The sequence below is a fragment of the Amphritea atlantica genome (assembly GCF_900111095.1).
Classification (GTDB): domain Bacteria; phylum Pseudomonadota; class Gammaproteobacteria; order Pseudomonadales; family Balneatricaceae; genus Amphritea; species Amphritea atlantica.
This window is the reverse complement of the sequence record NZ_FOGB01000016.1, coordinates 38,359-62,528: the sequence shown is the minus strand read 5'-3', so window position 1 is coordinate 62,528 and position 24,170 is coordinate 38,359. Positions and strand designations below refer to the sequence as shown.

The window sequence follows — 24,170 nt, the reverse complement described above, 5'->3', positions numbered from 1 at the left end:
GGATGACTACTATGAGTCTTGATCTACTTACTTATCTCTTTATAGGGGGCTCTTTCGCACTCTATATCGGTATCGCTATCTGGGCCCGTGCCGGGTCTACAAAGGAATTCTACGTTGCAGGCGGTGGTGTACCTCCGATTGCAAACGGTATGGCGACTGCGGCTGACTGGATGTCTGCAGCATCGTTTATCTCTCTGGCAGGTCTGGTATCTTTCATCGGTCGTGATGGTGCGGCTTACCTGATGGGCTGGACCGGCGGCTATGTATTGCTGGCTATGCTGCTGGCTCCATATCTGCGTAAGTTTGGTAAGTTCACCGTGCCTGATTTCGTCGGTGACCGTTACTACTCTACTTTCGCCCGTGTTGTTGCGGTTGTCTGTACTATCGTTATCTCCTTCACCTATGTGGCAGGTCAGATGCGTGGTGTAGGTATCGTATTCTCCCGTTACCTGCACGTTGACATCAATACTGGTGTTATCGTCGGTATGGCGATCGTATTCTTCTACGCCGTTCTGGGTGGTATGAAGGGTATAACCTATACTCAGGTTGCTCAGTACTGCGTACTGATCCTGGCATTCATGGTACCTGCAATCTTTATGTCTATGCAGATTACCGGTCACTTCCTGCCTCAACTGGGTCTGGGTGCGACGCTGGATTCTGGTATGTCTGTACTGGCGACGCTGGATAAACTGTCGGTAGATCTCGGCTTCGCTGAATACACGGCCGGTAAGAAATCAACTATTGATATCTTCTGTCTGACCGCTGCGCTGATGGCGGGTACTGCGGGTCTGCCTCACGTAATCGTACGTTTCTTCACCGTACCACGTGTAAAAGATGCCCGTACTTCTGCTGGCTGGGCGCTGATCTTCATCGCTATTCTCTATACTACGGTTCCGGGTGTTGCTGGTTTCGGTCGGGTAAACCTGATTCAGACCATTAACGGTACTGATGAGGCTAATGTCGGTACTGAATATGCGAAGATGCCTGGCTGGTTCAAGAACTGGGAGAATGCTGGTCTCCTGGGTTGGCATGATTATAACGGCGACGGCAAGGTTCAGTACTCTGCTGGTGCGGCGTTTGAAGGTGGTAAGCCTGCGTTTGATGGCGATGCCCGTGGTGCGTACGGTGAGCGTGCTGTAACCAATGCTAAGGTGAATCCTGCTCCGGCTCCTGGTGCGCCATTCGCGAACGAAGTGTATGTTGACCGTGACATCATGGTGTTGGCTAACCCTGAGATCGCTCAGCTGCCTAACTGGGTAATTGCCCTGGTAGCCGCAGGTGCGGTAGCCGCAGCGCTGTCTACTGCAGCGGGTCTGCTGCTGGTAATCTCTACTGCGATTGCCCACGACCTGATGAAAACCTGTATTAATCCTGATATAACAGAGAAGCAGGAGCTGATGTACGCACGTATTGCGGCTATTGTGGCGATCTGTATTGCAGGTTACTTTGGTATCAATCCGCCGGGATTTGTGGCGCAGGTGGTGGCACTGGCCTTTGGTCTGGCTTCCTCCTCTGTATTCCCGGTTATCGTGATGGGTATCTTCAACAGCCGTATGAACAAAGAGGGTGCGATTGCGGGTATGATCGTTGGTCTGGGTTCAACCATGGCTTACATGATCTACTTCACCTTCATGGGTGGTTCAAAAGACGATCTGTTCCTGGGTATCTCCACCGGTGGCTTCGGCTTCGTTGGTATGATTCTGAACTTTATCGTCGCCTACGTTGTATCTATGATGACTCCGCCGCCTCCTGCTGAAATTCAGGAGATTGTTGAGAACATCCGTGTACCTCGTGGTGCTGGTGTTGCTCACGCGCACTAAGATCTGAACAGATCTAACTAAACGCAAGGCGCGCCAGCGAGGGTTGGCGCGCCTTTTTTTATCGGTTCTGTTTAAGTGCTGTCAAAGTTTCGGCCTAAAGGGTTATGTGACTCTTTAATCAGGCACTTTGAGGTTGTTTTGGGTTGGGAGATTAGTCTATGCCGTCATCATTTAAAATCGAGAATATGCCGTTCAGTCTGCTCAGCGAAAAAGAGCAGGATGTTCTGTGTTCCAGTCTGGATATTGGCTATTACCAGGCGGGTGAGACGATTATCGCCGCTGGCAGTGTGCCTGAGGGGGTGTATGTCATTCTCAAGGGGCGCGTGGCTGAAAGCGATGTGCCCGAGGAGAGTGGTGCTCAGCAGCATCTCTATGTTCACTATACCAATGAGGACTATTTTGGCGGCTGGTCGGCGATCAGGGGTAAAGCGATTCACAACTTTATCGCGGTTGAGGAAACTATCTGCCATATTTTGCCCACCCGGGTGCTGCTTGATCTGTGTGCTGGTAATAGTCGGTTTGCCGACTATTTTCAGCAAAGTCTGTCTGCCAAAACTGAGATTCAGGCCCAGGAGGGTGGTGATCAGGATATGGCGGAGTTTATGCTGGCTCAGATTAAAGATGGCCTGATACGTGAGCCTCTGGTGGTCCTTGAGGGGACAACCATCACTGAAGCTACGGTGATGATGCGTGAGAAGCATGCTGACTGTGTACTGGTAAAGCGTGGCAATCGCTACGGTATGGTCACTGGAACCGATATTCTTGATGCGGTGGTGATTAATAAGCTCGGTCTTGATTCAGATGTTGCTGATATAGCCAGTTATAGACTGATCTCCACCACTTCCGACGATTATCTCTTTAATGCACTGATCACCATGACGCAGCAGCGCATCGAGCGGGTAGTGGTGGTGGATGATGGCAGTCTGACCGGGGTTGTCGAGCTGACCGATGTGCTGAGTTATTTCTCCAGTCACTCCCATGTTATCGGTCTGCGTATTGAGCGCGCCCAGACAGTCGAGGATCTCTATGAAGCAGCCCATGGTCTGAATGATCTGATAAAGGCGCTGGTTTCACAGGGGGTTAAAGCGCGTTTTGCGATGGAACTGATTGCGGCAATGAATGAAAGGGTTATTGCCAAGTTGTTTGGTCTGATGATTCCCCGGGATATGCAGCCCCATGTTTGTCTGGTAGTGATGGGCAGCGAGGGACGGGGTGAGCAGATCATGAAGACGGATCAGGATAATGCCCTGATCTATCGCGATGGGCTTATCTGGCCTGAGATGCAGGAGACCATGCAGCGCTTTAGTGAAACCCTTATCTCATTCGGTTTTCCCAAATGCCCAGGTAATATTATGGTATCGAATCCTGCCTGGGTTAAGTCGATTGGTGAGTGGACACAGCAGTTGAGTGACTGGTCCTATCTGTGTGAAGGTGAGGCGCAGATGAATCTGGCGATAGCTGTTGATGCCCATCCGGTTGCGGGTAATTCGGCGCTGTTTAAAACCTCCCGTAACTGGTTCCTGCGTCATCTGAAAAACAACGATCTGTTTTTTTCACATTTCGCCAGGGCAGCGATTGAGTTTGATACGCCGCTGACCTTCTTTGGTAATCTCAAAGATAAAGGGGAGCTGGATGTTAAGAAGGCAGGCATTTTCCCGATCGTGCATGGTATTCGTACCATGGCGCTGCAGTTTCGCATACTGGAAACCAATACCTTTAAGCGTATAGAAGCATTGGTGGAGATGGGGCAGATGAAGGAGGAGCATGGTCGCGAGTTGGCTGAGGCGCTGGCACTGTTTATTCAGACACGTCTGAAGCAGCAGGTAAAGCGTATCGATATATCTGAGGATGGTGTAGACCAAACGCCTAATATCCTTGAGTTGTCTTCATTGGATAAAATGGAACGAGATCTGCTACGGGACGGTATGCATATCGTTAAGGGTTTCAAAAAGCATCTGACACTCAGGTATCACCTGGGAGGCTAAACGGAATATGATTATTCCCAGAACTATAAGAAAAATGAAAGACCGGATGGATCATAAAAATGGTCCATATGCGCACCTGTTTCAGCCCTATGACGGGGATGAGGTGGTTTCACTGGATTGTGAAACCACCAGTCTGAATGTGAAAGAGGGTGAGATACTGTCGATTGGCGCGGTAAAGATCAAGGGCCGGAAAGTGATCACCAGCGACCGGCTGGATATAAAACTTAAACCGCCAAAGAGTCTTACCGGAGACTCCATTAAGATTCATAAAATCCGTGCTGCCGATCTGGCCGACGGTGTCTATATGGATGAAGCACTGGAGCGGCTGCTGGAGTTTGTCGGCAATCGTCCGATTCTGGGGTATTACGTTAACTATGATGTGCGTATGCTGGAGAAATACCTGCGTCCCCGTTATGGCTTTGGACTGCCGGGAAAAGCGATTGAGTTATCCCATGTCTACCACGATATTATCAAGTGGCGCTATGTTGGCGGCGATATCGATCTGCGCTTTGATACCATTTCCAAGCGTCTCGATATTCCGATGCTGGAGCGGCATACGGCGCTGGGGGATGCGATTACTGTGGCGTTGATGTATGTGCGGTTAAAATATGGTGAGCCGCCAGCGGCAGGATAAAAAAACAGGAATACGTCAAAAAACAAACGGGCCTATGGCTCGTTTTTTGCTTTATACTCAGATGAGATTAAAAATTGACACAGATTTGTGTCATATTTTTGGCGAATAGGTTGTTTTGTTGCTTGCTAAGTAGCTATTCAATCTTATAATGTCAATATATTGCCATTCTGGAGGGGTCTATGGTTGAGCGTGCAGACATCAACGCCGTTTTGCAGCAGATGCGAGAAGTGAAGATGCAGGTTCAGCAGGGTGTTTCGTCTAATATTCCGCAGCCAAATTCCATTCGTCCTGTTGCCGGAGAGCAGAGCGGAGAGAGTTTTGCTGATCTGTTCAAGGGAGCGATAGACGGGGTAAACAACTCTCAGGCACACGCCAAAAAACTGGCGACCGCTTATGAACAGGGTGTTGCGGGTGTCGACCTGCATCAGGTGATGATCAGTATGGAAAAAGCATCGGTCTCTTTTCAGGCACTGACTCAGGTGCGTAATAAGATGGTCAGCGCCTATGAAGACGTTATGAAAATGCCGATCTGATTAGTTTGATAAACACAACAATATGCAGCAGTAGCATCAGGGTGTCGGGTTAGATGGAGAGCGCAACAGTGCAGGCAGGAACAGGTGGGTCGGTAGCCTTTGGCTTTAACCGCTTGGGACTGGTGCGTCAGTTAGGTCTGATGGTGGGGCTTGCGGCCACTATTGCGATCGGCTTTGCAGTTGTGCTCTGGTCTCAGGAGCCGGATTATCGGGTGCTCTACAATAATGTCTCCTATGCAGATGCCAATCAGATCGTTGAACAGCTGCAGTTGAATGGTATTCCCTATAAGTTTGATTCAACCGGACACAACATTCTGGTAGCGGATGAGTATCTGCACAAAGCGCGATTACGCCTCGCTGCTGAAGGGTTTACCAACGATAACACGGTGGGCTTTGAGCTGCTGGATAAAGAGCAGGGGTTGGGCACCAGTCAGTTTATGGAAAATGCCCGTTACCGGCGTGGACTCGAGGGTGAGCTGGCTCGTACGGTGACCAGTATGCTGGCGGTGCGAAGCGCCCGGGTACATTTGGCGCTGCCGAAGCAGTCAGTGTTTGTGCGCGATCAGCGTAAGCCTACGGCATCGGTGTTTCTCGACCTGGTCGCTGGTAAGCGGCTGGAGCCAATCCAGGTGGAAGCGATTACCAATCTGGTTGCCTCCAGTATTCCAGAGCTTTCCAGTGAAGATGTAACCGTTGTTGATCAGAAAGGGCGCCTGCTGAATACCCGGGATATGGATACCGATGTGGTTCTGGCGGCTAAACAGCTGGAATATACCCGTAGAATAGAGGAAACCCTGGTTAATCGGGTGAACAGTATTTTACAGCCGGTAGTGGGGTTGGGGCGTTACCGGGCCGAGGTCTCTGCTGATATTGACTTTACCGCCGTTGAGCAGACCGATGAGATCTATAACCCGGATCTTCCTGCGCTGCGCAGTGAGCAGGTGCTGGATGAAAGCACAACCGGACAGGCCGCTGCAGGTGGCGTACCCGGGGCATTGTCAAATCAGCCTCCCGGAGCGAGTTCAGTGCCGGAGGTAGGGGCTAACGGTCTGCCTATTCAGAATGAAGGCGTTGTTGCGCGGCCGAGTGGACCGAAAAATGCCCGCTCACAGGCGACCCGCAACTATGAGCTTGATCGGTCCATCAGCTACACCAAGCACCAGATGGGTCAGATTAACCGGCTGTCCGTGGCGGTGGTGGTTGATGATATTCCTACGACCAGTCCTGATGGCGGTGAGACAACCCGAAGTGCCTGGGATCAGAATGAACTGGATCGATTGACTATACTGGTTAAGGATGCCGTTGGTTATTCCGCTGTCCGGGGGGACAGTGTGAGCGTAATCAACTCGCCTTTCGCCGTGCCTGAGGTGTATCAGGAAGAGGAGATCCCTATCTGGAAGCAGGAGTGGGTGCTCGATCTTGCTAAGCAGATACTGGGTGGTCTGTTTGTCCTGCTGTTGGTGTTTGGTGTGTTGCGCCCGATAATGAAAAATCTGGCGGTCAGTGCGGCCCATAAAGCGGCAGCGGAGGGAGCAGCGGTTAAGACTGAAGCTGATATGGCGTCAGAGCTTGAATCTCTGGATATGAGTGGCATATCGGCTGATCAGGTGACGTTCAGTGGTATTGATAACGCGCTAGCACCGACTCCGAATGAAACCTATGAATATCAGATGAATGCAATACGCAGTATGATTGCAGAAGATCCAGCCAAAGTGGCACAGGCAATACGTCAGTGGGTGATTGAGAATGAATGATCAGGTAACTGAATCCGGTGTTGAGCTGACGAACGTTCAGAAAGCGGCGGTGTTGCTTATTTCGCTGGGGGAGGCTGATGCGGCAGAGGTGCTGCGCTATCTGGGGCAGAAAGAGGTGCAGCAGCTGGGGCTCACCATGAGTAATCTGGATAATATCCCTCAGTCCACGGTCGAAGCGGTGATGGCTGACTTTATGGAAGCGATCAGCGATCAGACCAGTATCGGTATTAATAATGACCACTATATCAAAGAGATGCTGAGCCAGGCGCTGGGGAGTGATCGGGCTCAGACGCTGGTTGATCGTATTCTGATGACCACCAATACTTCAGGTCTTGAAAGTCTGAAGTGGATGGACTCGCGGCAGGTTGCCGAGATTATCCGTTATGAACATCCGCAGATTCAGGCGGTGGTTATCGCCTATCTGGACCCCGACCAGGCAGCGCATGTATTGCAGCGGTTTGATGAGAATGTGCGTCTGGAAATTATGATGAGGATTACCTCGCTTGATCAGATTCAGCCATCGGCATTGCAGGAGCTGAATGACATACTCGAATCGCAGTTCTCCGGCGCCAGCAGTCAGAGTGCCAGTCTGGGTGGTCTGAAAACCACTGCCAATATTATGAACTACTTCGATAGTAATATTGAGCAGGAACTGATGGAGAAAATCCGTGAAGTGGATGAAGCGCTGGGTGATCAGATCTCTGAGATGATGTTTGTCTTCGATAATCTGATCGATGTTGAGGATCGCGGTATTCAGGTGATCCTGCGCGAGATCAACACCGATACTCTGGTGGTTGCACTGAAAGGTGCGGAAACCGGGTTGCAGGACAAAATTTTCAAAAATATGTCGAAACGTGCTGCCGAGCTGCTGCGAGATGATCTTGAAGCAAAAGGTCCGGTGCGTGTCAGTGAAGTGGAAGATGCTCAGAAAGAGATTCTTAATGTTGCTCGCCGACTGGCTGATGAGGGTGAAATCGTGCTGGGTAGTGGCGGCGAAGAGATGATGTAATGCGAATGAAGGCGATCGATAAATCGGTTATCAGAATTCGTGCAGAGGATGCCCGGGCGGCGGCATTGTGGACGCTGCCGGTGGTGCAGAGCCATCACGTGGTGGGGCTGCAACGCAAACCTGAGCCGGTTGAAGAGGAAGCGGTTGAAGAGGTGGTCGATGGCCGCCTGAAGCTCTCTGAGCTTGAAAAGATTCGTGAGGATGCTTATCAGGAAGGCCTGCAACAGGGGCGTGAAGAGGGCGTACAGCAGGGGCTTGAAGAGGGGCGTGCAGCAGGTCACCAGGAAGGGCTGGCAGCATCGCAGGCTGAGATCGACACTCAGCTACAACTGCTAAGAGCATTGCAGCAGCAGTTGGATAAGCCGTTACAGCAGGTGAATGCTCAGATGGAGCAACTGGTGGTCGAGCTGATTACTGAGTTAAGCGAAGCGGTGATCGGGGCGCAGATAGAGCAGGACGGTGAAGCGGTGATTAAGGCGGTTGAGGATGCGATCGCGCAGTTACCCCAGACCGGAGCTGAGATCAAAATCATTCTTAACCCGGGTGATGTGCCGGTGCTGGAGCCTTTGCTCGCGCTGAATGAAAACTGGACGCTGGTAGAAGAACCCTCGGTCACCCGGGGAGGCTGCAAAGTCGTCAATGGTTATGGCTTGCTCGATAATACAGTTGAGCGACGCTTTGGTGCTGCAGCATCCCGTTTACGTAGCGCGCTGAGTCAGTTGGATGAAGCGGCCGACCCTTCCGTTCAGTCACCGGAATCTCATGAATGATCAACTGCTGAAACGTCTGTCCCGCTTGCGGGGACTGGACTATCAGATACCTGCGCCTGTGGCTCACGGGCAGATAACACGTTTGATCGGTTTAACTCTTGAAGCGGTGGGAATCAAGGCTTCTATGGGGGAGTACTGCCTTATCTATCCTCCGCATGGAGAACCGGTAGAGGCAGAGGTTGTCGGTTTTTCCGGTGACCGGATCTATCTGATGCCTGTTGATCTGCTGGAGGGGTTGGCGCCGGGAGCGCGGGTCAGTCCAATGCAGGGCGGGGGCGATGTTGAGGTCGGCTTTGAACTGCTTGGTCGGGTCATAAATGGGGTTGGCAAACCGCTGGATAGTCTCGGTCCGTTGGGGTGTAAGACCACAGTGCCGCTTCAGGGGCGCAATATTAATCCTCTTAGTCGACAGCCTATCAGACAGACGCTGGATGTGGGTATTCGCGCAATTAACTCGTTGTTGAGTGTTGGCCGGGGGCAGCGGCTGGGGCTGTTTGCGGGCAGTGGTGTGGGTAAAAGTGTGCTGCTGGGGATGATGACCCGTTTTACTGAGGCGGATATTGTCGTTGTGGGGCTGATCGGGGAGCGTGGTCGGGAGGTAAAGGAGTTTATCGATCACAGCCTTGGTGAGGAGGGGATGCGTCGTGCTGTCGTGGTGGCGTCTCCTGCGGACGAGTCGCCGCTGATGCGTCTCAGGGCTGCTCAGTTGGCCACCCGGTTGGCAGAATATTACCGGGAACATGGGAAAAATGTTCTTCTGCTGATGGATTCGCTGACCCGTTATGCTCAGGCGCAGCGGGAGATCGCCCTGGCTGTCGGCGAGCCTCCGGCAACCAAAGGGTATCCGCCTTCGGTGTTTGCCAAACTGCCTAAGCTGGTGGAACGCGCGGGTAATGGTGATAAGGGTGGTGGCTCAATCACCGCATTCTATACCGTACTGACCGAGGGGGATGATCAGCAGGATCCCATCGCTGACTCCGCCCGGGCTATTCTGGATGGTCATATAGTGTTGTCCCGGACACTGGCGGAACGGGGGCACTATCCCGCTATTGATATTGAACAATCAATCAGTCGTGCGATGCCGCAGATCGTCAGTTCAGACCACCTTAAAGCAGCCATGGGGTTTAAGCAGCTCTACTCTAAATTTCAGCAAAACAGCGATCTGATCTCTATCGGTGCTTATGTCAGGGGCAGCGATGCCGAGACTGATTTTGCAGTTGAGCGGATGCCGCTGATGAATGCTTTTCTGCAGCAGGGGCTGGATGAAGCCTATGCGTTTCAAAAGAGTCTTACCGACCTGGCGATGGTGTTGACGCCTAATCCCGGCAATACGAATACCACTGATCAGCAGGGGCGGCAGAATATTGCTATGGGTAATCAGACGCAGTGAAAAAACGGTCAAAGCGGTTGCAGGTAGTGCTCGATCTTGCCGAGCGTAAGCGTAAACAGGCGGATCAGTGGTTAAGTCAGTCCCAGTCCCGAGTTCAACAGGGGGAGGCGACGCTGGAGCAGCTTCGAAGCTATCACGCTGACTATGCCAATAGTTTCTATCAGGTGGGGGCTTCGGGTATTTCACCCGGGCAGATTGAGACTCATCAGGCCTTCATGCAAAAGTTAAGTGGTGCTGTACAGCAGCAGGAAAAAGCCCTGCAGACGGATCGTGCTCAGCTAGAGAAGGTAAAGGAGTATTGGCAGAGTGCTTATCAGCATTTTAAAGCGGTTGAGATGCTGGTTGATAAGCTCAGGCGCGAAGAATCTCTACAAGCTGAAAAGCAACTTCAAAAAGAACTGGATGAACGTTCGCAGTTAATCCGCCCGCCTTTTATCTGATGTTTCTGCTTCTCCCGGAGTATCTGGCACTGATTATGCTAATAACTCAGTGGATAGAACTCTGCCGGAGAACGCAGTATGGATCAAACACTTTCCGCTCCTAATGGGGTCGGATCACTATTGAATGTCGGTTCAGTACCAGGCAGTGGCGTATTAACCGGTATTGCGCCGGGTGATGGCGCAGCGACAAGCAATTTACCGTCCTTTGGAGAATCGTTGCGACAGGCGCAACGGATCCCAGGTGGTGATGGGCAATTGGGTGGTCAACAAGGTAGCGGCGGACAAAAGTTGCCGGAGAGTGGCCAGTTGTTGCCTGCAGGGAGCGCCGCTACAGCTGATGTGGTCGCGAGTTTGGGGCAGGATGATAGTAGTACCGTCACTGAGGCGGCTGTAGAAACTACTGGGGCAGTTGGGCAGCGGGAGCAGCGCCAGCAGCTGGAAAAACAGTTAGAGCAGCAGTTAGATCAGCGCTTTAAGCAAGTTTCACAGAAGCGTTCTGAGTCGGCAGACAGCAGCGACGCTCTTCAGGTAGTTCCGCAAGCAGGTGAGTATGCGCTGCAGCAGATTGATCAGTATCGGCGTGCGGATCTGGCTGTGGCGGTGGACTCTGCATTGAAGCAGCTGGCTACAGCGGATAGTCGTACTGAGCGAGGTGTAGTCGAGCAACCTGGGATGTCTCAGCAGATGGATGCAATTCCTGCTCAGGCGGCTGGTGGTGTATCAGGCATCTCGCAGACACGGCCTTTGGCTGAAGAGAATTCGGTGGCTGAAAGTGTTCAGGTAGCGCCAGTTACCAATGGTCAGGGCTCGTTGCCAAATCAGCAACTTCAGGTCGACATGACAGCGCAGAATCCGGTTGCTAAAGCTGATAGTTCTGCGTCTGACCCGGTGTCCCCTGTCATGTCGCGGGCTGACTATGTGTCAGCCAATCAGTATCAGAGTGCTTACCAGGATAGTCCTGTAGCGACCGTCATTAGTGAAGTTATAGCCGGCCGGGCAGCGGGAGCTGCTGCAGAAACGGGCGACAAACAATCTGGTGAGGCTGGCAGAAATGATGCGACGTTATTAACAGTGACGCCCGAAGTTGTAAGGTCCGGAGAGACTGTTGTGGCCGGTCAGGCAGTGGCGGCTGACATACAGACCGAACAGCGTCCTGCTGCGGGGATAGCGCCAGCTATCGAGCAGTCGGTTACCGCTCCTGCATCGGTGGCTCCGATTGTTGAGCAAACAGCTAATACTCCGGTTGCCAGGCAGTCAACTGAGCAGGGTATGGCGTCTGAGCCGGTAGATACGCCGGCTCGACCAGCGACACTGGCCTCCATTTCATCGCAGGTCTTGCCAGAGCGTGAGGCAGTTGGAACGCCACCAGAAGATAGGCAGGCTCGACCAATAACACCGGCCTCCATTTCATCGCAGGTCTTGCCAGAGCGTGAGGCAGTTGGAATGTCACCAGCAGATAAGCAGGCAGGTGACTCTGCCGGTTCACTATTAACAGGTAGCACAGAACAGAAGAGTCCGCAGGGGGCGGTAGCAATGGCCGGTCAGCCTGCAGTGGAGTCTGCTGCAATCGCTCAGGCGCCAGTCAGTAGCGTAGACCGGAACCGTGAAGCCGTTACGCGAAATCAAACCGATAAGGGGGGGAGTCGTACAGCGGAAGGTTTGGTTTTGCAGTCGCAGAATCTGGCTCAGAGTCAGGATCAAAGCAATCAGACCGCTGCGCGTCATGATTCATCTCCTTCTCAGGCTCAGTCTCAAATGCAGGCGACTGCGGCCTCTCTGTCTGGTGGGCAGTTGAGTGCAGATAGTGTCAGGGAACAATTAAAAGCGATCGCAGCTGATGCCGATAGATCGTCAGGCGGTATTGAGTCTGCCAGCCGTGTGGAGGGGCGTCAGGAGAGTCAGCTTACCAGTTTTGCCGACTCTCTGGCAGCAGCATCCAGAGGTGTTCGTCCTTCTCAGGAATCCGTTCAGCTGGTGATGCCTCATGGAGTGCGCCCCGGTGAAGCTGCATGGAGCCAGGCGGTGAATGATCGGGTGATGGTTATGGCGTCAAAAAATGGTCAGTTTGCGGATATTCAGCTTGATCCGCCGGAGCTTGGGTCGTTGCATGTGCGGCTGCATGTTAAAAATGAACAGGTTACTGTGGTGTTTAATACGCCCCACGGTAGTGTTCGGGAGGCTCTGGAACAAAATATGCCAAGGCTGAGAGAGATGTTCGCCGATCAGGGATTAAATCTGTCAGAATCTTCAGTGGAAGATCATAGCAATGGCGGTCAGCGGGATGATTCTGGCTCCGGTTCAGGCTCATCTTTCACGGGTTATCAGAATGATTTTGTCGATGATGGCCGGGTTGAATCGGTTGTCAGTGAGAGTCTTTCTCTGGTCGATTATTACGCCTGACTGGTAATCTTGGCAGGAATGTGCGGGCGTCTGCTTCCGCCGCTGAATCAGTATGTTATATTACGCTCTGGGTTGTGATTTAATGCACCGGCCGGTATTCCGGCTGGTTGATAGTGGGGCAGGTAATGGCTGAAGAAACGACTGAAGCGGTTGATGAAGAAGGCGTAACGAAGAAGCCTGGGAAGCTTAAGCTGATTCTCATTATTGTTGCCGGAGTGATTCTGGCAGCTCTGATCGGTGGCGGAGCCACGATGTTTTTGATGAGCGGCTCTGATACTGAGCCTGTTGCAGAGGAGGCTAAGCCTGCAAAACCAGCGCAGGCGATCTATACCAAGATTCGAACGCTTGAGGGAAGCCCTTACTTTACCGTTGTTGTTCCCAGTGCCGATGGGCGCACTCACTATATGCAACTCTATGTTGAAGCGAAGAGTCGCGATGATGAGGTCGCCACGGCGCTGACCAAACATATGCCGAAGATCGTATCTGTACTTAATCAGCTATTTTCTCAGCAGTCTTTTGACAAACTGCGAACTCCTGAGGGTAAAGTGATGCTTCAGCAAGCGGCCCTGGCTGGAATTCAGGGGGTTATGCAGGAGAAAATCGGCAAGCCCGGGGTCGAAAAAATACTGTTTACCGGATTTATAATGCAGTGATGGAAACGCATATATGACAGTCAAAGACCTGCTCTCTCAGGATGAAATCGACGCGCTGCTGCATGGCGTGGATGATGGCGATATTGAGACTGAAGAGGGCGTTGTCGAGGAAGATGGCGCTGTAAAGGCCTATGATCTGGCCAGCCATGAACGGATTGTTCGTGGCCGGATGCCAACGCTTGAGATGATTAACGAGCGCTTTGCCCGTCATACCCGGATCTCCCTGTTTAATCTGTTACGCAATAACGCGGATGTCTCCGTTGGTGGCGTACAGATTATGAAGTATTCCGATTATATTCATACCCTGTATGTGCCCACCAGTATCAATCTACTGCGTGTTACTCCTTTGCGGGGGACTGCGCTGCTGGTGATGGACGCTAAACTGGTGTTCAGGCTGGTAGATGGTTTTTTTGGCGGTGATGGCCGGCATGCCAAAATCGAAGGTCGTGAATTCACACCCACAGAGATCCGTCTGATCAATAAAGTGATTAGTCAGTTTTTTATCGATCTGGAGGGCTCCTGGGAACCGGTTATGCGGCTCAAGTTTGAAGTGCTTGGCCATGAAGTGAATCCGGCGATGGCGAATGTCATTAATCCGTCAGAAGTGGTCGTTGTCAGCAGCTTTCAGGTTGATATGGAAGGGGGGACCGGGGAGTTCCACGTGACCATGCCCTACTCAATGCTTGAGCCGATCCGGGATATTCTTGTCTCAGGTTACAAGCCGGTTGAGGAGGAGCTGGATGAGCAGTGGCTGACTGCGCTCAAGCATGACATGCTGGGAGCGCCGATAAATATGGACCTGATAGTTGCCGAGCGGAAGATGAAGCTGAGGGATGTGATGCAACTGGAGGCCGGGGATATTATCCCGATTGATATTTCTGATACGCTTCAGTTGAAGGCTGCCAGAGTGCCGGTTTTTAATTGTAAACTGGGGACATCCCGTGGGAATCTGGCGGTCAAGATTGTCAGCCGGATTAAAAATGATTAAACCGTTAAACAGAGCATATTACCCATGAGTAATGATGATATTGAAAACCAGGATCAGGATGAAGGTCTGGATGACTGGGGCGCTGCGATGGCTGAACAGGCTCAGGCGGAGGCTTCCCAGGGGCAGTCAATCGATCTTGATGAGCTGAAAGATGAAGGGGCTGCGCTGAGTAACCCCAGTCTGGATGTGATTCTCGATATTCCGGTTAAGTTATCGATGGAGGTAGGCCGGTCTGATATTTCGATCCGCAATCTGTTGCAGCTTAATCAGGGCTCGGTGGTAGAACTGGACCGGGTGGCGGGCGAGCCTCTCGATGTCCTGGTCAACGGTACCCTGGTGGCTCATGGTGAAGTAGTGGTGGTGAATGATCGCTACGGTATCCGGCTGACTGATGTTATCAGTCCGCAGGAACGCATAGATAAACTGAGGTAACCCGATTGCGCGTTCCCTCTTATTATTACCGTGCCTCTGTCATATTGCTGACGACGGGTTTCAGTGGTCTGGCGTCTGCTGCAGTGTCGACCGGAGCTGCAGTGATGCCGTCCCGACCGGTAGTCGCAGATCCGATTAATGCAGGCTCTGTGATGCAGTTGCTGGCGGGGCTGATTCTTGTGGTGGCTCTGATCCTGCTGCTGGGGTGGCTGGTGAAGCGGTATTCGGGGCTTCCGGGTCAAAACCGGGCTCTGCGTGTGGTGGCTACACTGCCATTATCAACCCGCGAACGACTGGTTCTGGTTCAGGCTGGAGAGCAGCAGTTACTGCTGGGAGTTACGCCGGGTCAGGTGAGCCTGCTGAAGAGTTACGATCAGCCGCTGATTGAACCGGGTGCGGCAATGGTTGATTTTGCCTCCCGCCTGCAGCAGGCAATGAGTCGTAAGGGGGCGGAGTGAAACGAGGCTTAGTGCTATTGCTGCCCCTTCTGCTGCTGCCAGGGATGGTCCTGGCGGCAGATTCCGGCATTCCCGCCGTTACCATGACTCCTAATCCCGACGGTAGTGCAGATTACAGTGTGACGCTCCAGATTCTGGGGTTGATGACGCTGCTGACTTTCCTGCCAGCGATCCTGATGATGATGACCTCATTCGCCAGGATTATTATCGTTTTTGCCATTTTGCGGCAGGCGCTGGGATTACAGCAGACTCCGTCCAACCAAATACTGGTGGGGCTGTCGCTGTTTCTGACTCTGTTTATTATGTCTCCTGTGCTGGATAAGGTGAATGAGCAGGCGGTGCAGCCCTATCTGAATGAAGAGATTACCTCAATTCAAGCGTTGCAGGCCGCCAGTGTTCCTTTTCGTGGCTTTATGCTGGCGCAGACCCGGGAAACCGATCTCAATCTTTTTATGGAGATCTCCAGAACCCCTGCCGTTGATAAGCCGGAAGATATCCCTTTTACCGTGCTGGTACCCTCATTTGTGACCAGCGAGCTGAAGACCGCATTTCAGATCGGTTTTATGTTGTTTATCCCATTTCTGGTGATCGATCTGGTAGTCGCCAGCGTGTTGATGGCTATGGGTATGATGATGTTGTCGCCGGTCATTATTTCGCTGCCGTTTAAGATCATGTTGTTTGTGCTGGTGGATGGCTGGGCTATGGTGATTGGTACACTGGCTGGCAGTTTTGTCGTATGACAGATAATCTTAAGGCTGACTTGATGAGTCTGGAGGAGTTGTTATGACGCCGGAAATGGTTCTGGACCTGTTTGGTGAAGCGCTGTATCTGGTGGTTTTGCTGGTGGCTGTTATTGTCGTGCCTTCACTAATGGTAGGGTTGCTCGTGTCTACCTTTCAGGCGGCCACCCAGATTAACGAGCAAACGCTGAGCTTCTTACCGCGTCTGCTGGTTACCCTGTTGACGATTATGTGGGCCGGTCCCTGGATACTTGGGCAACTGATGGACCACTTCAATAACATCTTTGCCAATATTCCGCTGTTTCTGGGGTAGGGTGTGCTGCAGCTAACCTCGCTTCAGCTGGAACAGTGGGTCGCTCAGTTTTTGCTCCCCTTTTTTCGTATTGCATCGTTTTTTATGGTGGTGCCGATGATCGGTACTCAGCTGGTTCCGGCGCGCATCCGTCTTGGTCTGGCGCTGGCGATGACGGTGGTGTTGCTGCCTACCCTGCCTGAGATGCCGCTGTTAAGCGGGATGACTTTGCAAACCTATATTCTGATTGCAGAGCAGATCATCATCGGTACCGCCATGGCCTTTGTTATTCAGATATTATTTCAGGTGTTTGCCCTGGGTGGGCAGTTGATCTCCTCGCAGATGGGTCTTGGTTTTGCGTCGGTCAGTGATCCGGCTAATGGTGTGTCAGTGGTGGTATTATCACAGTTGTATCTGATGATGGTGATGTTGCTGTTTCTGGCTTTTAATGGTCATCTGGTGCTGTTTGAGGCGCTGGCGCGCAGCTTTTTTGTTTTGCCGGTATCGCAAGGGGCGATGCCCGTATCCGGGTATATGGCGCTGGTGAAATCGGGCAGCTGGATGCTGGCGAGTGCGCTGTTGATGGCTTTGCCGGCGGTGACTGCGCTGCTGGTGATCAACTTTGCGTTTGGGGTCATGGCGAAAGCGGCTCCGCAGCTGAATATATTCGCCATTGGCTTTCCATTTACGATGATGGTTGGGCTGGTGATCACCTGGGTCAGTCTGGAAGGGTTTTTGGGGCAATATCAGCGATTTGTCTCTGTTGCATTTAACTATCTTGATCAGGTTATCGGTGTGGGGGTGCTGTAGCGATGGCTGAGGACAGCGGTCAGGAAAAAACCGAACAGCCCACATCAAAACGGCTGCGGGATGCCAAAGAGAAAGGTGATATTGCCCGCTCGAAAGAGCTGGCGACCACTATTCTTTTGCTCACTGCTGCGGCTGCCGCGATGATGTTTGGCGGACTGGTGGCCGATAAAATGGCCGGGATGATGAAGTTTAACTTCGCCCTCGATCGGGAAGCGGTGATGGATCCCGCTTTGATGTTTATCCATCTTGGTTACTCATTGTCCGAAGCGCTGCAGGCACTTATTGGGTTCTTTCTGGTTCTGCTCGTTGCAGCCGTTGTCGGGCCTATCGCTCTGGGTGGGTGGAACCTGAGTATGAAGGCGATGGCTCCCAAGCTTAGCCGCATCGATCCTCTGGCGGGCATTAAGCGGATGTTCTCGCTGAAAGCGTTGCTTGAACTGTTTAAGGCACTGGCAAAATTTCTGGTGGTCGGTTCGCTCTCCTTTCTGGTGTTGTACTCCTCCCGGCAAGCGCTGTTTTCCCTGGGAACTCAGGATGTGTTTCCGGCGATGTCCCATGCCACTGAACTGGTCATTTGGGCGTTTCTGGTGATGAGTTCAACGATGATCATTATCTCGCTGATCGATGTGCCATTTCAGATATATGATTACACTGAGAAGCTCAAAATGACCCTGCAAGAGGTCAAGGATGAGATGAAAAACACGGAGGGTAAGCCTGAAGTCAAAGGGCGGATCAGACAGTTGCAGCGGGAGATCTCGCAGCGGAAAATGATGTCGGCGGTACCTGAAGCGGATGTGGTTATAACCAACCCGACCCACTATGCCGTGGCGCTGAAATATGATCAGTCAGGCGGTGGGGCCCCCTACCTGGTAGCCAAGGGAGGCGATTTTGTTGCGCTGAAAATTCGCGAAATCGCCGAAAAACACGATATCCCCATACTCTCTGCGCCACCGCTGGCGCGAGCGATCTACCACTCCACTGAGATTGATGAAGAGATTCCCTCAGGCCTGTTTAAGGCTGTCGCAGAAGTGCTGGCCTATGTGTTCCAGTTACAGCGCTACAAAAAACAGCAGGGTCCTGCACCTAAGGATGTTTCCAAAGATCTGGATATACCGGAGGAGCTTCGCCGCGATGAGTGAGAGGGTGCGAGAGAGGACTTCTTAATCTGGCGGGATTCTTGCACTTCTTACTCTATGGTGAGTAAAGCGTCAAAAAATTGGTGTTTTTAGCCTCTGTTTAATGTTATTTTTCAATCTGAAAATAATTATTTTTAATGTGATGTTTTTTTGACGCTTTGTCGGGCGGCGAGATCTCATTTGGGGCGTAAGTGGACAGAGCAGCGATCTACAATAATGTTCGTGGAGTGGGAAAGGGTAACCTGGGTATCCCATTTCTGCTGTTGCTGGTGCTTGGCATGGTTACCCTGCCGATGCCGCCTTTTCTGCTGGATACGCTTTTTACCTTTAATATTGCCCTCTCTATCGTTGTGTTGCTGGTCTGTGTCTATTCGATGCGGCCTCTGGATTTTGCTGTTTTCCCCACGATTCTGCTTATCACCACACTGATGCGTCTGGCGCTCAATGTTGCCTCGACCCGGGTGGTTCTGCTCTACGGTCACGAAGGCGGGGATGCTGCGGGTAAGGTTATTGAAGCTTTTGGTGAGGTGGTGATCGGCGGCAACTATGTTGTTGGTCTGGTGGTGTTTCTGATTCTGGTGATCATCAACTTTGTTGTGGTGACGAAAGGGGCAGGGCGGATATCCGAAGTGAGTGCCCGCTTCACGCTGGATGCGATGCCGGGTAAACAGATGGCGATCGATGCCGATCTGAACGCCGGGCTGATCAGTCAGGAGGATGCCAAAAAACGTCGTCAGGAAGTCACGCAGGAAGCTGACTTTTATGGTTCGATGGATGGTGCCAGTAAGTTTGTTCGCGGTGATGCCGTTGCCGGTATTCTGATTCTGGTGATCAATATTCTCGGTGGACTTGGGATCGGTATGCTGCAACATGGGTTGTCATTCGAACTGGCGGCCCGCTACTACTCGTTGCTGACGATAGGTGATGGTCTGGTAGCGCAGATCCCATCGCTGTTGCTGTCGACAGCGGCGGCAATTATGGTGACCCGGGTTAACTCCGCTCAGGATATGGGTAAGCAGGTTATTGGTCAGCTGTTTGGCTCGCCCAAAGCGCTGGCCGTCGCGGCAGCAATCCTGTTTATTATGGGGGCTATTCCGGGGATGCCGCATGTGGCATTTCTGTCTCTGGCGATTGCTGCGGGTGTGGGAGCGTATTTTATTCAGCAGCGAAACCTGGCCGCTGAGGCGAGTATAGCGCAAGAGAGTGCCACACAGGAGAAACAACCGGAGCCGGATCAGGATATTAAAGATCTGGATTGGGATGATGTTATGCCGGTGGATATGATCGGTCTGGAGGTGGGTTATCGTCTGATCCCGATGGTGGATAAGCTGCAGGGCGGTCAGCTTCTCAGCCGCATTAAAGGGGTACGCAAGAAGCTCTCGCAGGATCTCGGATTTCTGGTGCCTTCGGTCCATATCCGGGATAACCTGGATCTGATGCCTGGCGCATACAGAATCACTCTGATGGGGGTTTCGGTGGGAGAGTCAGAGGTCTACCCTGACCGGGAGCTGGCGATCAATCCGGGTCAGGTGTTTGGTACACTGAAGGGGATCGATGTAAAAGATCCCGCATTCGGCCTGGATGCGGTATGGATTGAGTCGAGTCAGAAAGAGCAGGCGCAAACTCTGGGATATACCGTGGTGGATGCCGGCACCGTGGTGGCAACCCACCTGAATCAGATTCTTCAGGCGCACTCTCATGAATTGATGGGGCATGATGAGGTACAGAAGTTGCTGGATCTTCTGGCAAAAACGTCCCCAAAACTGGTAGAAGAGTTGGTACCTGGCAAGCTTTCTGTGAGTACACTGTTGAAAGTATTGCAAAACTTGCTGATGGAGCAGGTTCCGGTCAAAGATTTCAGAACCATAACCGAGGCGCTGGCCGAGGCGGTTGCCCGAACACAGGACCCGCAGGGTTTGACTGCCGCTGTACGAATTTCGTTGTCACGGATGATCGTACAGAATATTGTTGGTAATGAAGCTGAACTGCCGGTGATTACGCTGGATCCGCAGCTGGAACAGTTGCTGCTGGGGTCGGTACAGCGGGGCGAGGGTGGCGATGGGCTGGTGATTGAGCCGATGATGGCGGAGCGGTTGCAGAGCTCACTGGCTGAAGTGGCCCAGCAGCAGGAGATTGCAGGCAGGGCGTCAATACTGCTGGTGGCGGCGCCTATCAGGCCATTGCTGGCGAAATTTGTGCGTTATGGTGAGCATCAGATCAGTGTGCTTTCCTATCAGGAGATTCCTGAAAATAAACGGGTTACGATTATTGCAACGGTGGGCGGTCAGAACCAGTCCGGTGCCTGATCAGGTAATGAATAGAGACGGTTATGAAAGTTAAACGCTTTTTTGCTCCGGATATGAGGCAGGCTATGCAGAGAGTCAGGGACGAGATCGGCCCTGATGCTGTTATTGTCTCGAATCACCGTGTGGCAGGCGGCGTTGAAGTTGTTGCCGCCCACGAACATGAGTATGAAGCCGCACAGCAAGCGTTTAAGCGCAAACGGGCGGTGGAAAACTCCCGCAGTGAAAACCCGCAGATGCAGCAGCGTGTGCAGAGCAATCTGGCAGAAGAGCTACGCAAGGTGCAGGCGCGGATCGCTACCGCTCAGGAAGGTGCGCCGGAACCACGACAGAAAAATCGTCAGCTGGATGGTGATGATGACGAGTTGAGTGAGATTCTGGATACTCTCAAGCGTCGTCAGCGTGGGCGGGTTCAACCGCCCCCCAGGGTCAACAGTGCCCCGGAAACACATAGATCCCCGGTAACACACAGTATTCCGGAAAAAATGGCTCAACCCCGGCTGGACCCTACTCGTCAGGAGCGGACGTTTCAATCACCAGCGGATTCGTCACAGCGGGAGGGGGAGACCCGTGAGACCATCGATTCTCTGCGACAGGAGATCGAGTCGTTAAAAAGTATCCTCAGCCAACCCCGTGAGCGCGAACCGCAGGAGGATGATTTACAGGCCTTCTCTGTGCCGCCGGAGTCTGATCTGTCTGAACCTGCTGCCCCGCGCGCACAGCGCCCCCGGCATGAGTATGCCGACTCGGCGGTGATCAAGGTAGAGCGCCGTCTGGAACGGATCGGTTTGGGGCCGCAGATTTGCCGCCAGTTATCAGCTACGGTGGCCGACGATGATGAACTGGATGATGCCTGGCGCTCAGCGCTGACCCGTTTTAGCAATAATATCCCGGTAATGGATGAAGATTTTGTTGAACGAGGCGGGATGATCGCTTTTGTCGGCCCGACCGGGGTGGGTAAAACCACGACAATTGGCAAACTGGCCGCGCGTTATGTGCTGAAACATGGCAGCTCCAGTGTTGCTCTGGTGACCACCGATTCATACCGGATTGCGGCCCATGAGCAGTTGCTGACATTTGGTCGTATATTGGATGTACCGGTGCGGGTGGTTGATGAGAATAATAGTCTGGACGAGGTGCTGCTGTCACTTCGCAGTAAACGCCTGGTGCTGATCGACACTGCAGGTATGAATGCCCATGAGCCGCACACTCAGGCGCAGCTGAATATGCTGGAAGATGTTTCTGTGCGGTTAAAAAAGCTGTTGGTGCTCTCCTGTTCTAGTCAGCGGCATGTTATTGAAAGTGCTTATGAGACTTATGCACCGCTGGGACTGAGTGGCTGTGTCCTGAGTAAGCTGGATGAATCTGGCAATCTGGGGGAAGCGCTCGATCTGGTGATGGAGAATGGGTTGTCAGTCAGTTATGTAACAGATGGACAGAGGGTGCCGGATGATATTGATGTGGCCCATAAGAAGGATCTTGTCAGTCGTGCGGTGATCACTGCGCAAAAGGCGACCCGTAGTCGTCGGGTATTCCACCAACACCAGCAGGAGCGGCTGGCCAAAGATGAACATTGGGAGAGCTGAGTTGTTAGCAGATACAGGAAGCCACAATGGGTAGCACTCGGCCGGTTAAAGTGATCGCTGTTACCGGAGGCAAGGGTGGCGTAGGCAAAACCAATGTCTCGGTCAATATGAGTCTGGCTCTGGGGGAGATGGGGCATCGGGTGGTGTTGATGGATGCGGATCTGGGGCTGGCGAATGTTGATGTCTTGCTGGGCGTAAAGGCGAAGCGCAATATCACTGATGTGCTGTCCGGTGAGTGTGGTCTGAAAGATCTGCTGATCGAAGTGGATACCAATGTGCGTATAGTCCCGGCGGCTTCAGGTACGCAGGCGATGACCTCGCTCAGTGTCCACGAACACTCAGAGCTGATTCATGCATTCAGTGAGATTGCTGATGACCTTGATGTTCTGGTTATCGATACTGCTGCAGGCATCTCTGAGGCGGTGGTCAGTTTTGTTAAAGCGGCTCAGGATGTTGTGGTGGTGGTATGCGATGAGCCCACCTCAATTACGGATGCTTATGCTTTAATGAAGTTATTGAACCGGGATTACAAAATGACCCGCTTTCGGGTACTGGCAAATATGGTCAGGTCTGAGCAGGAGGGGCGCAATATGTATAACAAGTTGCTGACAGTGACCGACCGCTTTCTTGATGTAACCCTTCAATACCTGGGGTCAATCCCTTATGATGAAGCAGTTCGAAAAGGGGTGAAGCAGCAACGTGCTGTTTTAAAAGCGTTTCCGCAGAGTAAGGCTGCCCTGGCGTATAAGCAGCTGGCGACTAAAGTTGATAGCTGGCCGGTGTCCTCCAGCCCCCGGGGACATCTTGAGTTTTTTGTTGAGCGCCTGGTTACCGGTGCATGAATGAATTAGCAGAGAAGTGAAGAGTCTCTATGTATAACCAGCGTCAGTTTCAGTCGAGTCAGGAGATTATTGAGCAGCACAGTACGCTGGTTAAGCGTATCGCTCATCACCTGTTGGCGCGGTTGCCAAGTAATGTCGTGCTGGAGGATCTGATTCAGGCTGGAATGGTGGGCTTGCTTGAGGCAGCAAAAAAGTATGATGCCAGCAAGGGCGCCAGTTTCGAAACCTATGCGGGTATCCGCATTCGTGGTTCGATTATTGATGAGGTTCGGCGGGGGGACTGGACGCCCCGCTCGGTGCACCGTAATGGCCGTCGGGTATCCGAAGCGATACAGGCGATTGAGGCGCGTACCGGCAGAGATGCCCAAGATGGGGAGGTTGCTGCGGAACTTAATATCAGTGTGACCGAATATCATGCATTATTGAAAGACTCGGCTGAGAGTCGCCTGTTCAGCTTTGATAAGCTTACCGGCCCTCAGGATGAAGGGCCGGGAGAGGGGATCGCCAGCAATGAACCAGATCCCTCGGAAGAGTACGAGCAAAAAGATTTTATAAAGGCGATCGCCCGTGAGATACAGGGGCTTCCCGAACGTGAAAAGCTTGTGTTGTCACTGTATTACGATGAAGAGCTGAATCTCAAAGAGATTGGTAAAGTGCTTGGTGTCAGTGAGTCTCGGGTGAGTCAGATACATAGTCAGGCGGCATTACGGTTGCGTAGTCGTTTAAAAGAGTGGCGGTGAATGCAGCAGAGAATAGCTGAAGCCATTGTCGCCGTTAAAGTGAGTGTTAGGAGGGATTGTCTTGAATAAAGACATGAAAATTCTGGTAGTAGATGATTTCTCAACAATGCGCCGGATTATTAAGAATCTGCTGCGGGATCTGGGGTTTAGCAATATTGTTGAGGCTGATGATGGTGCGACAGCGCTGCCTGTGCTTAAAGCGGGCGGTATTGATTTTCTGGTGACTGACTGGAATATGCCAAAGATGTCGGGTATCGATCTTTTGAAAACGGTTCGTGCCGACCCTGAACTGCGCCATATCCCCATTCTGATGGTGACTGCTGAAGCTAAGCGGGAGCAGATTATTGCTGCGGCGCAAGCGGGGGTGAACGGTTACATTATCAAACCTTTCACAGCAGCCGTTCTGAAAGAGAAAATCGATAAGATATTTGAACGCCTTCAGGGCTAGGAGGCGT

23 protein-coding genes are annotated in these 24,170 nt (G+C 52.3%); all 23 read left to right on the top strand.

The genetic code is table 11. From position 1 onward, the window contains the following. Positions 1 to 11: 11 nt before the first annotated feature. A complete protein-coding gene (locus BMY09_RS19065) occupies positions 12 to 1,820 on the top strand; it encodes a sodium:solute symporter family protein (RefSeq protein ID WP_091361436.1) in 1,809 nt (602 codons plus the stop codon). 158 nt (positions 1,821 to 1,978) lie between these two features. Continuing rightward, complete coding sequence (locus tag BMY09_RS19060; RefSeq protein ID WP_091361435.1) at positions 1,979 to 3,805, top strand: DUF294 nucleotidyltransferase-like domain-containing protein; 1,827 nt, start codon at positions 1,979 to 1,981, stop codon at positions 3,803 to 3,805. A gap of 7 nt (positions 3,806 to 3,812) precedes the next feature. After that, positions 3,813 to 4,439 (top strand): 3'-5' exonuclease, encoded by a 627-nt coding sequence (locus BMY09_RS19055; protein ID WP_091361433.1) that lies wholly within the window; start codon positions 3,813 to 3,815, stop codon positions 4,437 to 4,439. A gap of 179 nt (positions 4,440 to 4,618) precedes the next feature. Next, a complete protein-coding gene (fliE, locus tag BMY09_RS19050) occupies positions 4,619 to 4,972 on the top strand; it encodes a flagellar hook-basal body complex protein FliE (RefSeq protein ID WP_091361431.1) in 354 nt (117 codons plus the stop codon). A 53-nt stretch (positions 4,973 to 5,025) separates the two neighbouring features. Then, entirely contained in the window at positions 5,026 to 6,726 is a 1,701-nt protein-coding gene (fliF, locus tag BMY09_RS19045; protein WP_091361430.1) for a flagellar basal-body MS-ring/collar protein FliF, read from the top strand. After that, positions 6,719 to 7,735 (top strand): flagellar motor switch protein FliG, encoded by a 1,017-nt coding sequence (fliG, locus tag BMY09_RS19040; protein ID WP_091361428.1) that lies wholly within the window; start codon positions 6,719 to 6,721, stop codon positions 7,733 to 7,735. Before fliF ends, fliG begins: the two co-directional genes overlap by 8 nt. After that, complete coding sequence (locus tag BMY09_RS19035) at positions 7,735 to 8,505, top strand: FliH/SctL family protein (RefSeq protein WP_091361427.1); 771 nt, start codon at positions 7,735 to 7,737, stop codon at positions 8,503 to 8,505. The genes fliG and BMY09_RS19035 overlap by 1 nt, the downstream gene beginning before the upstream one ends. Next, positions 8,498 to 9,895: a flagellar protein export ATPase FliI gene (gene fliI, locus BMY09_RS19030; protein WP_091361425.1), complete on the top strand. Its 1,398-nt coding sequence runs from the start codon at positions 8,498 to 8,500 to the stop codon at positions 9,893 to 9,895. Before BMY09_RS19035 ends, fliI begins: the two co-directional genes overlap by 8 nt. After that, entirely contained in the window at positions 9,892 to 10,335 is a 444-nt protein-coding gene (gene fliJ, locus BMY09_RS19025) for a flagellar export protein FliJ (RefSeq protein WP_091361424.1), read from the top strand. Before fliI ends, fliJ begins: the two co-directional genes overlap by 4 nt. A gap of 78 nt (positions 10,336 to 10,413) precedes the next feature. Beyond that, positions 10,414 to 12,735, top strand: a complete 2,322-nt coding sequence (locus tag BMY09_RS19020) for a flagellar hook-length control protein FliK (protein WP_091361422.1) — start codon at positions 10,414 to 10,416, stop codon at positions 12,733 to 12,735. Positions 12,736 to 12,860: 125 nt separating this feature from the next. Next, complete coding sequence (locus tag BMY09_RS19015) at positions 12,861 to 13,388, top strand: flagellar basal body-associated FliL family protein (RefSeq protein ID WP_091361421.1); 528 nt, start codon at positions 12,861 to 12,863, stop codon at positions 13,386 to 13,388. 13 nt (positions 13,389 to 13,401) lie between these two features. Then, on the top strand, positions 13,402 to 14,376 hold the full coding sequence (fliM, locus tag BMY09_RS19010) for a flagellar motor switch protein FliM (protein ID WP_091361419.1): 975 nt from the start codon (positions 13,402 to 13,404) through the stop codon (positions 14,374 to 14,376). A gap of 24 nt (positions 14,377 to 14,400) precedes the next feature. Then, a complete protein-coding gene (gene fliN, locus BMY09_RS19005; protein WP_091361417.1) occupies positions 14,401 to 14,808 on the top strand; it encodes a flagellar motor switch protein FliN in 408 nt (135 codons plus the stop codon). A gap of 5 nt (positions 14,809 to 14,813) precedes the next feature. After that, positions 14,814 to 15,266 (top strand): flagellar biosynthetic protein FliO, encoded by a 453-nt coding sequence (gene fliO / locus BMY09_RS19000; RefSeq protein ID WP_139203222.1) that lies wholly within the window; start codon positions 14,814 to 14,816, stop codon positions 15,264 to 15,266. 44 nt (positions 15,267 to 15,310) lie between these two features. Continuing rightward, positions 15,311 to 16,006: a flagellar type III secretion system pore protein FliP gene (gene fliP, locus BMY09_RS18995; protein WP_091361513.1), complete on the top strand. Its 696-nt coding sequence runs from the start codon at positions 15,311 to 15,313 to the stop codon at positions 16,004 to 16,006. A gap of 43 nt (positions 16,007 to 16,049) precedes the next feature. Next, positions 16,050 to 16,319, top strand: a complete 270-nt coding sequence (fliQ, locus tag BMY09_RS18990) for a flagellar biosynthesis protein FliQ (RefSeq protein WP_091361412.1) — start codon at positions 16,050 to 16,052, stop codon at positions 16,317 to 16,319. A gap of 3 nt (positions 16,320 to 16,322) precedes the next feature. Continuing rightward, on the top strand, positions 16,323 to 17,108 hold the full coding sequence (gene fliR / locus BMY09_RS18985; protein ID WP_091361409.1) for a flagellar biosynthetic protein FliR: 786 nt from the start codon (positions 16,323 to 16,325) through the stop codon (positions 17,106 to 17,108). A gap of 2 nt (positions 17,109 to 17,110) precedes the next feature. Beyond that, positions 17,111 to 18,247: a flagellar biosynthesis protein FlhB gene (gene flhB, locus BMY09_RS18980; protein WP_091361406.1), complete on the top strand. Its 1,137-nt coding sequence runs from the start codon at positions 17,111 to 17,113 to the stop codon at positions 18,245 to 18,247. A 188-nt stretch (positions 18,248 to 18,435) separates the two neighbouring features. After that, a complete protein-coding gene (gene flhA, locus BMY09_RS18975; RefSeq protein ID WP_091361404.1) occupies positions 18,436 to 20,550 on the top strand; it encodes a flagellar biosynthesis protein FlhA in 2,115 nt (704 codons plus the stop codon). Between the two features lie 23 nt (positions 20,551 to 20,573). Continuing rightward, positions 20,574 to 22,133, top strand: coding sequence for a flagellar biosynthesis GTPase FlhF (gene flhF, locus BMY09_RS18970; RefSeq protein WP_091361402.1), 1,560 nt, complete (start codon positions 20,574 to 20,576; stop codon positions 22,131 to 22,133). 26 nt (positions 22,134 to 22,159) lie between these two features. Further along, on the top strand, positions 22,160 to 22,975 hold the full coding sequence (locus tag BMY09_RS18965) for a MinD/ParA family protein (RefSeq protein WP_091361401.1): 816 nt from the start codon (positions 22,160 to 22,162) through the stop codon (positions 22,973 to 22,975). Between the two features lie 29 nt (positions 22,976 to 23,004). Beyond that, positions 23,005 to 23,715: an RNA polymerase sigma factor FliA gene (locus BMY09_RS18960; protein ID WP_091361399.1), complete on the top strand. Its 711-nt coding sequence runs from the start codon at positions 23,005 to 23,007 to the stop codon at positions 23,713 to 23,715. A gap of 73 nt (positions 23,716 to 23,788) precedes the next feature. Then, positions 23,789 to 24,163, top strand: a complete 375-nt coding sequence (cheY, locus tag BMY09_RS18955) for a chemotaxis response regulator CheY (protein ID WP_091361397.1) — start codon at positions 23,789 to 23,791, stop codon at positions 24,161 to 24,163. Positions 24,164 to 24,170: the final 7 nt, after the last annotated feature.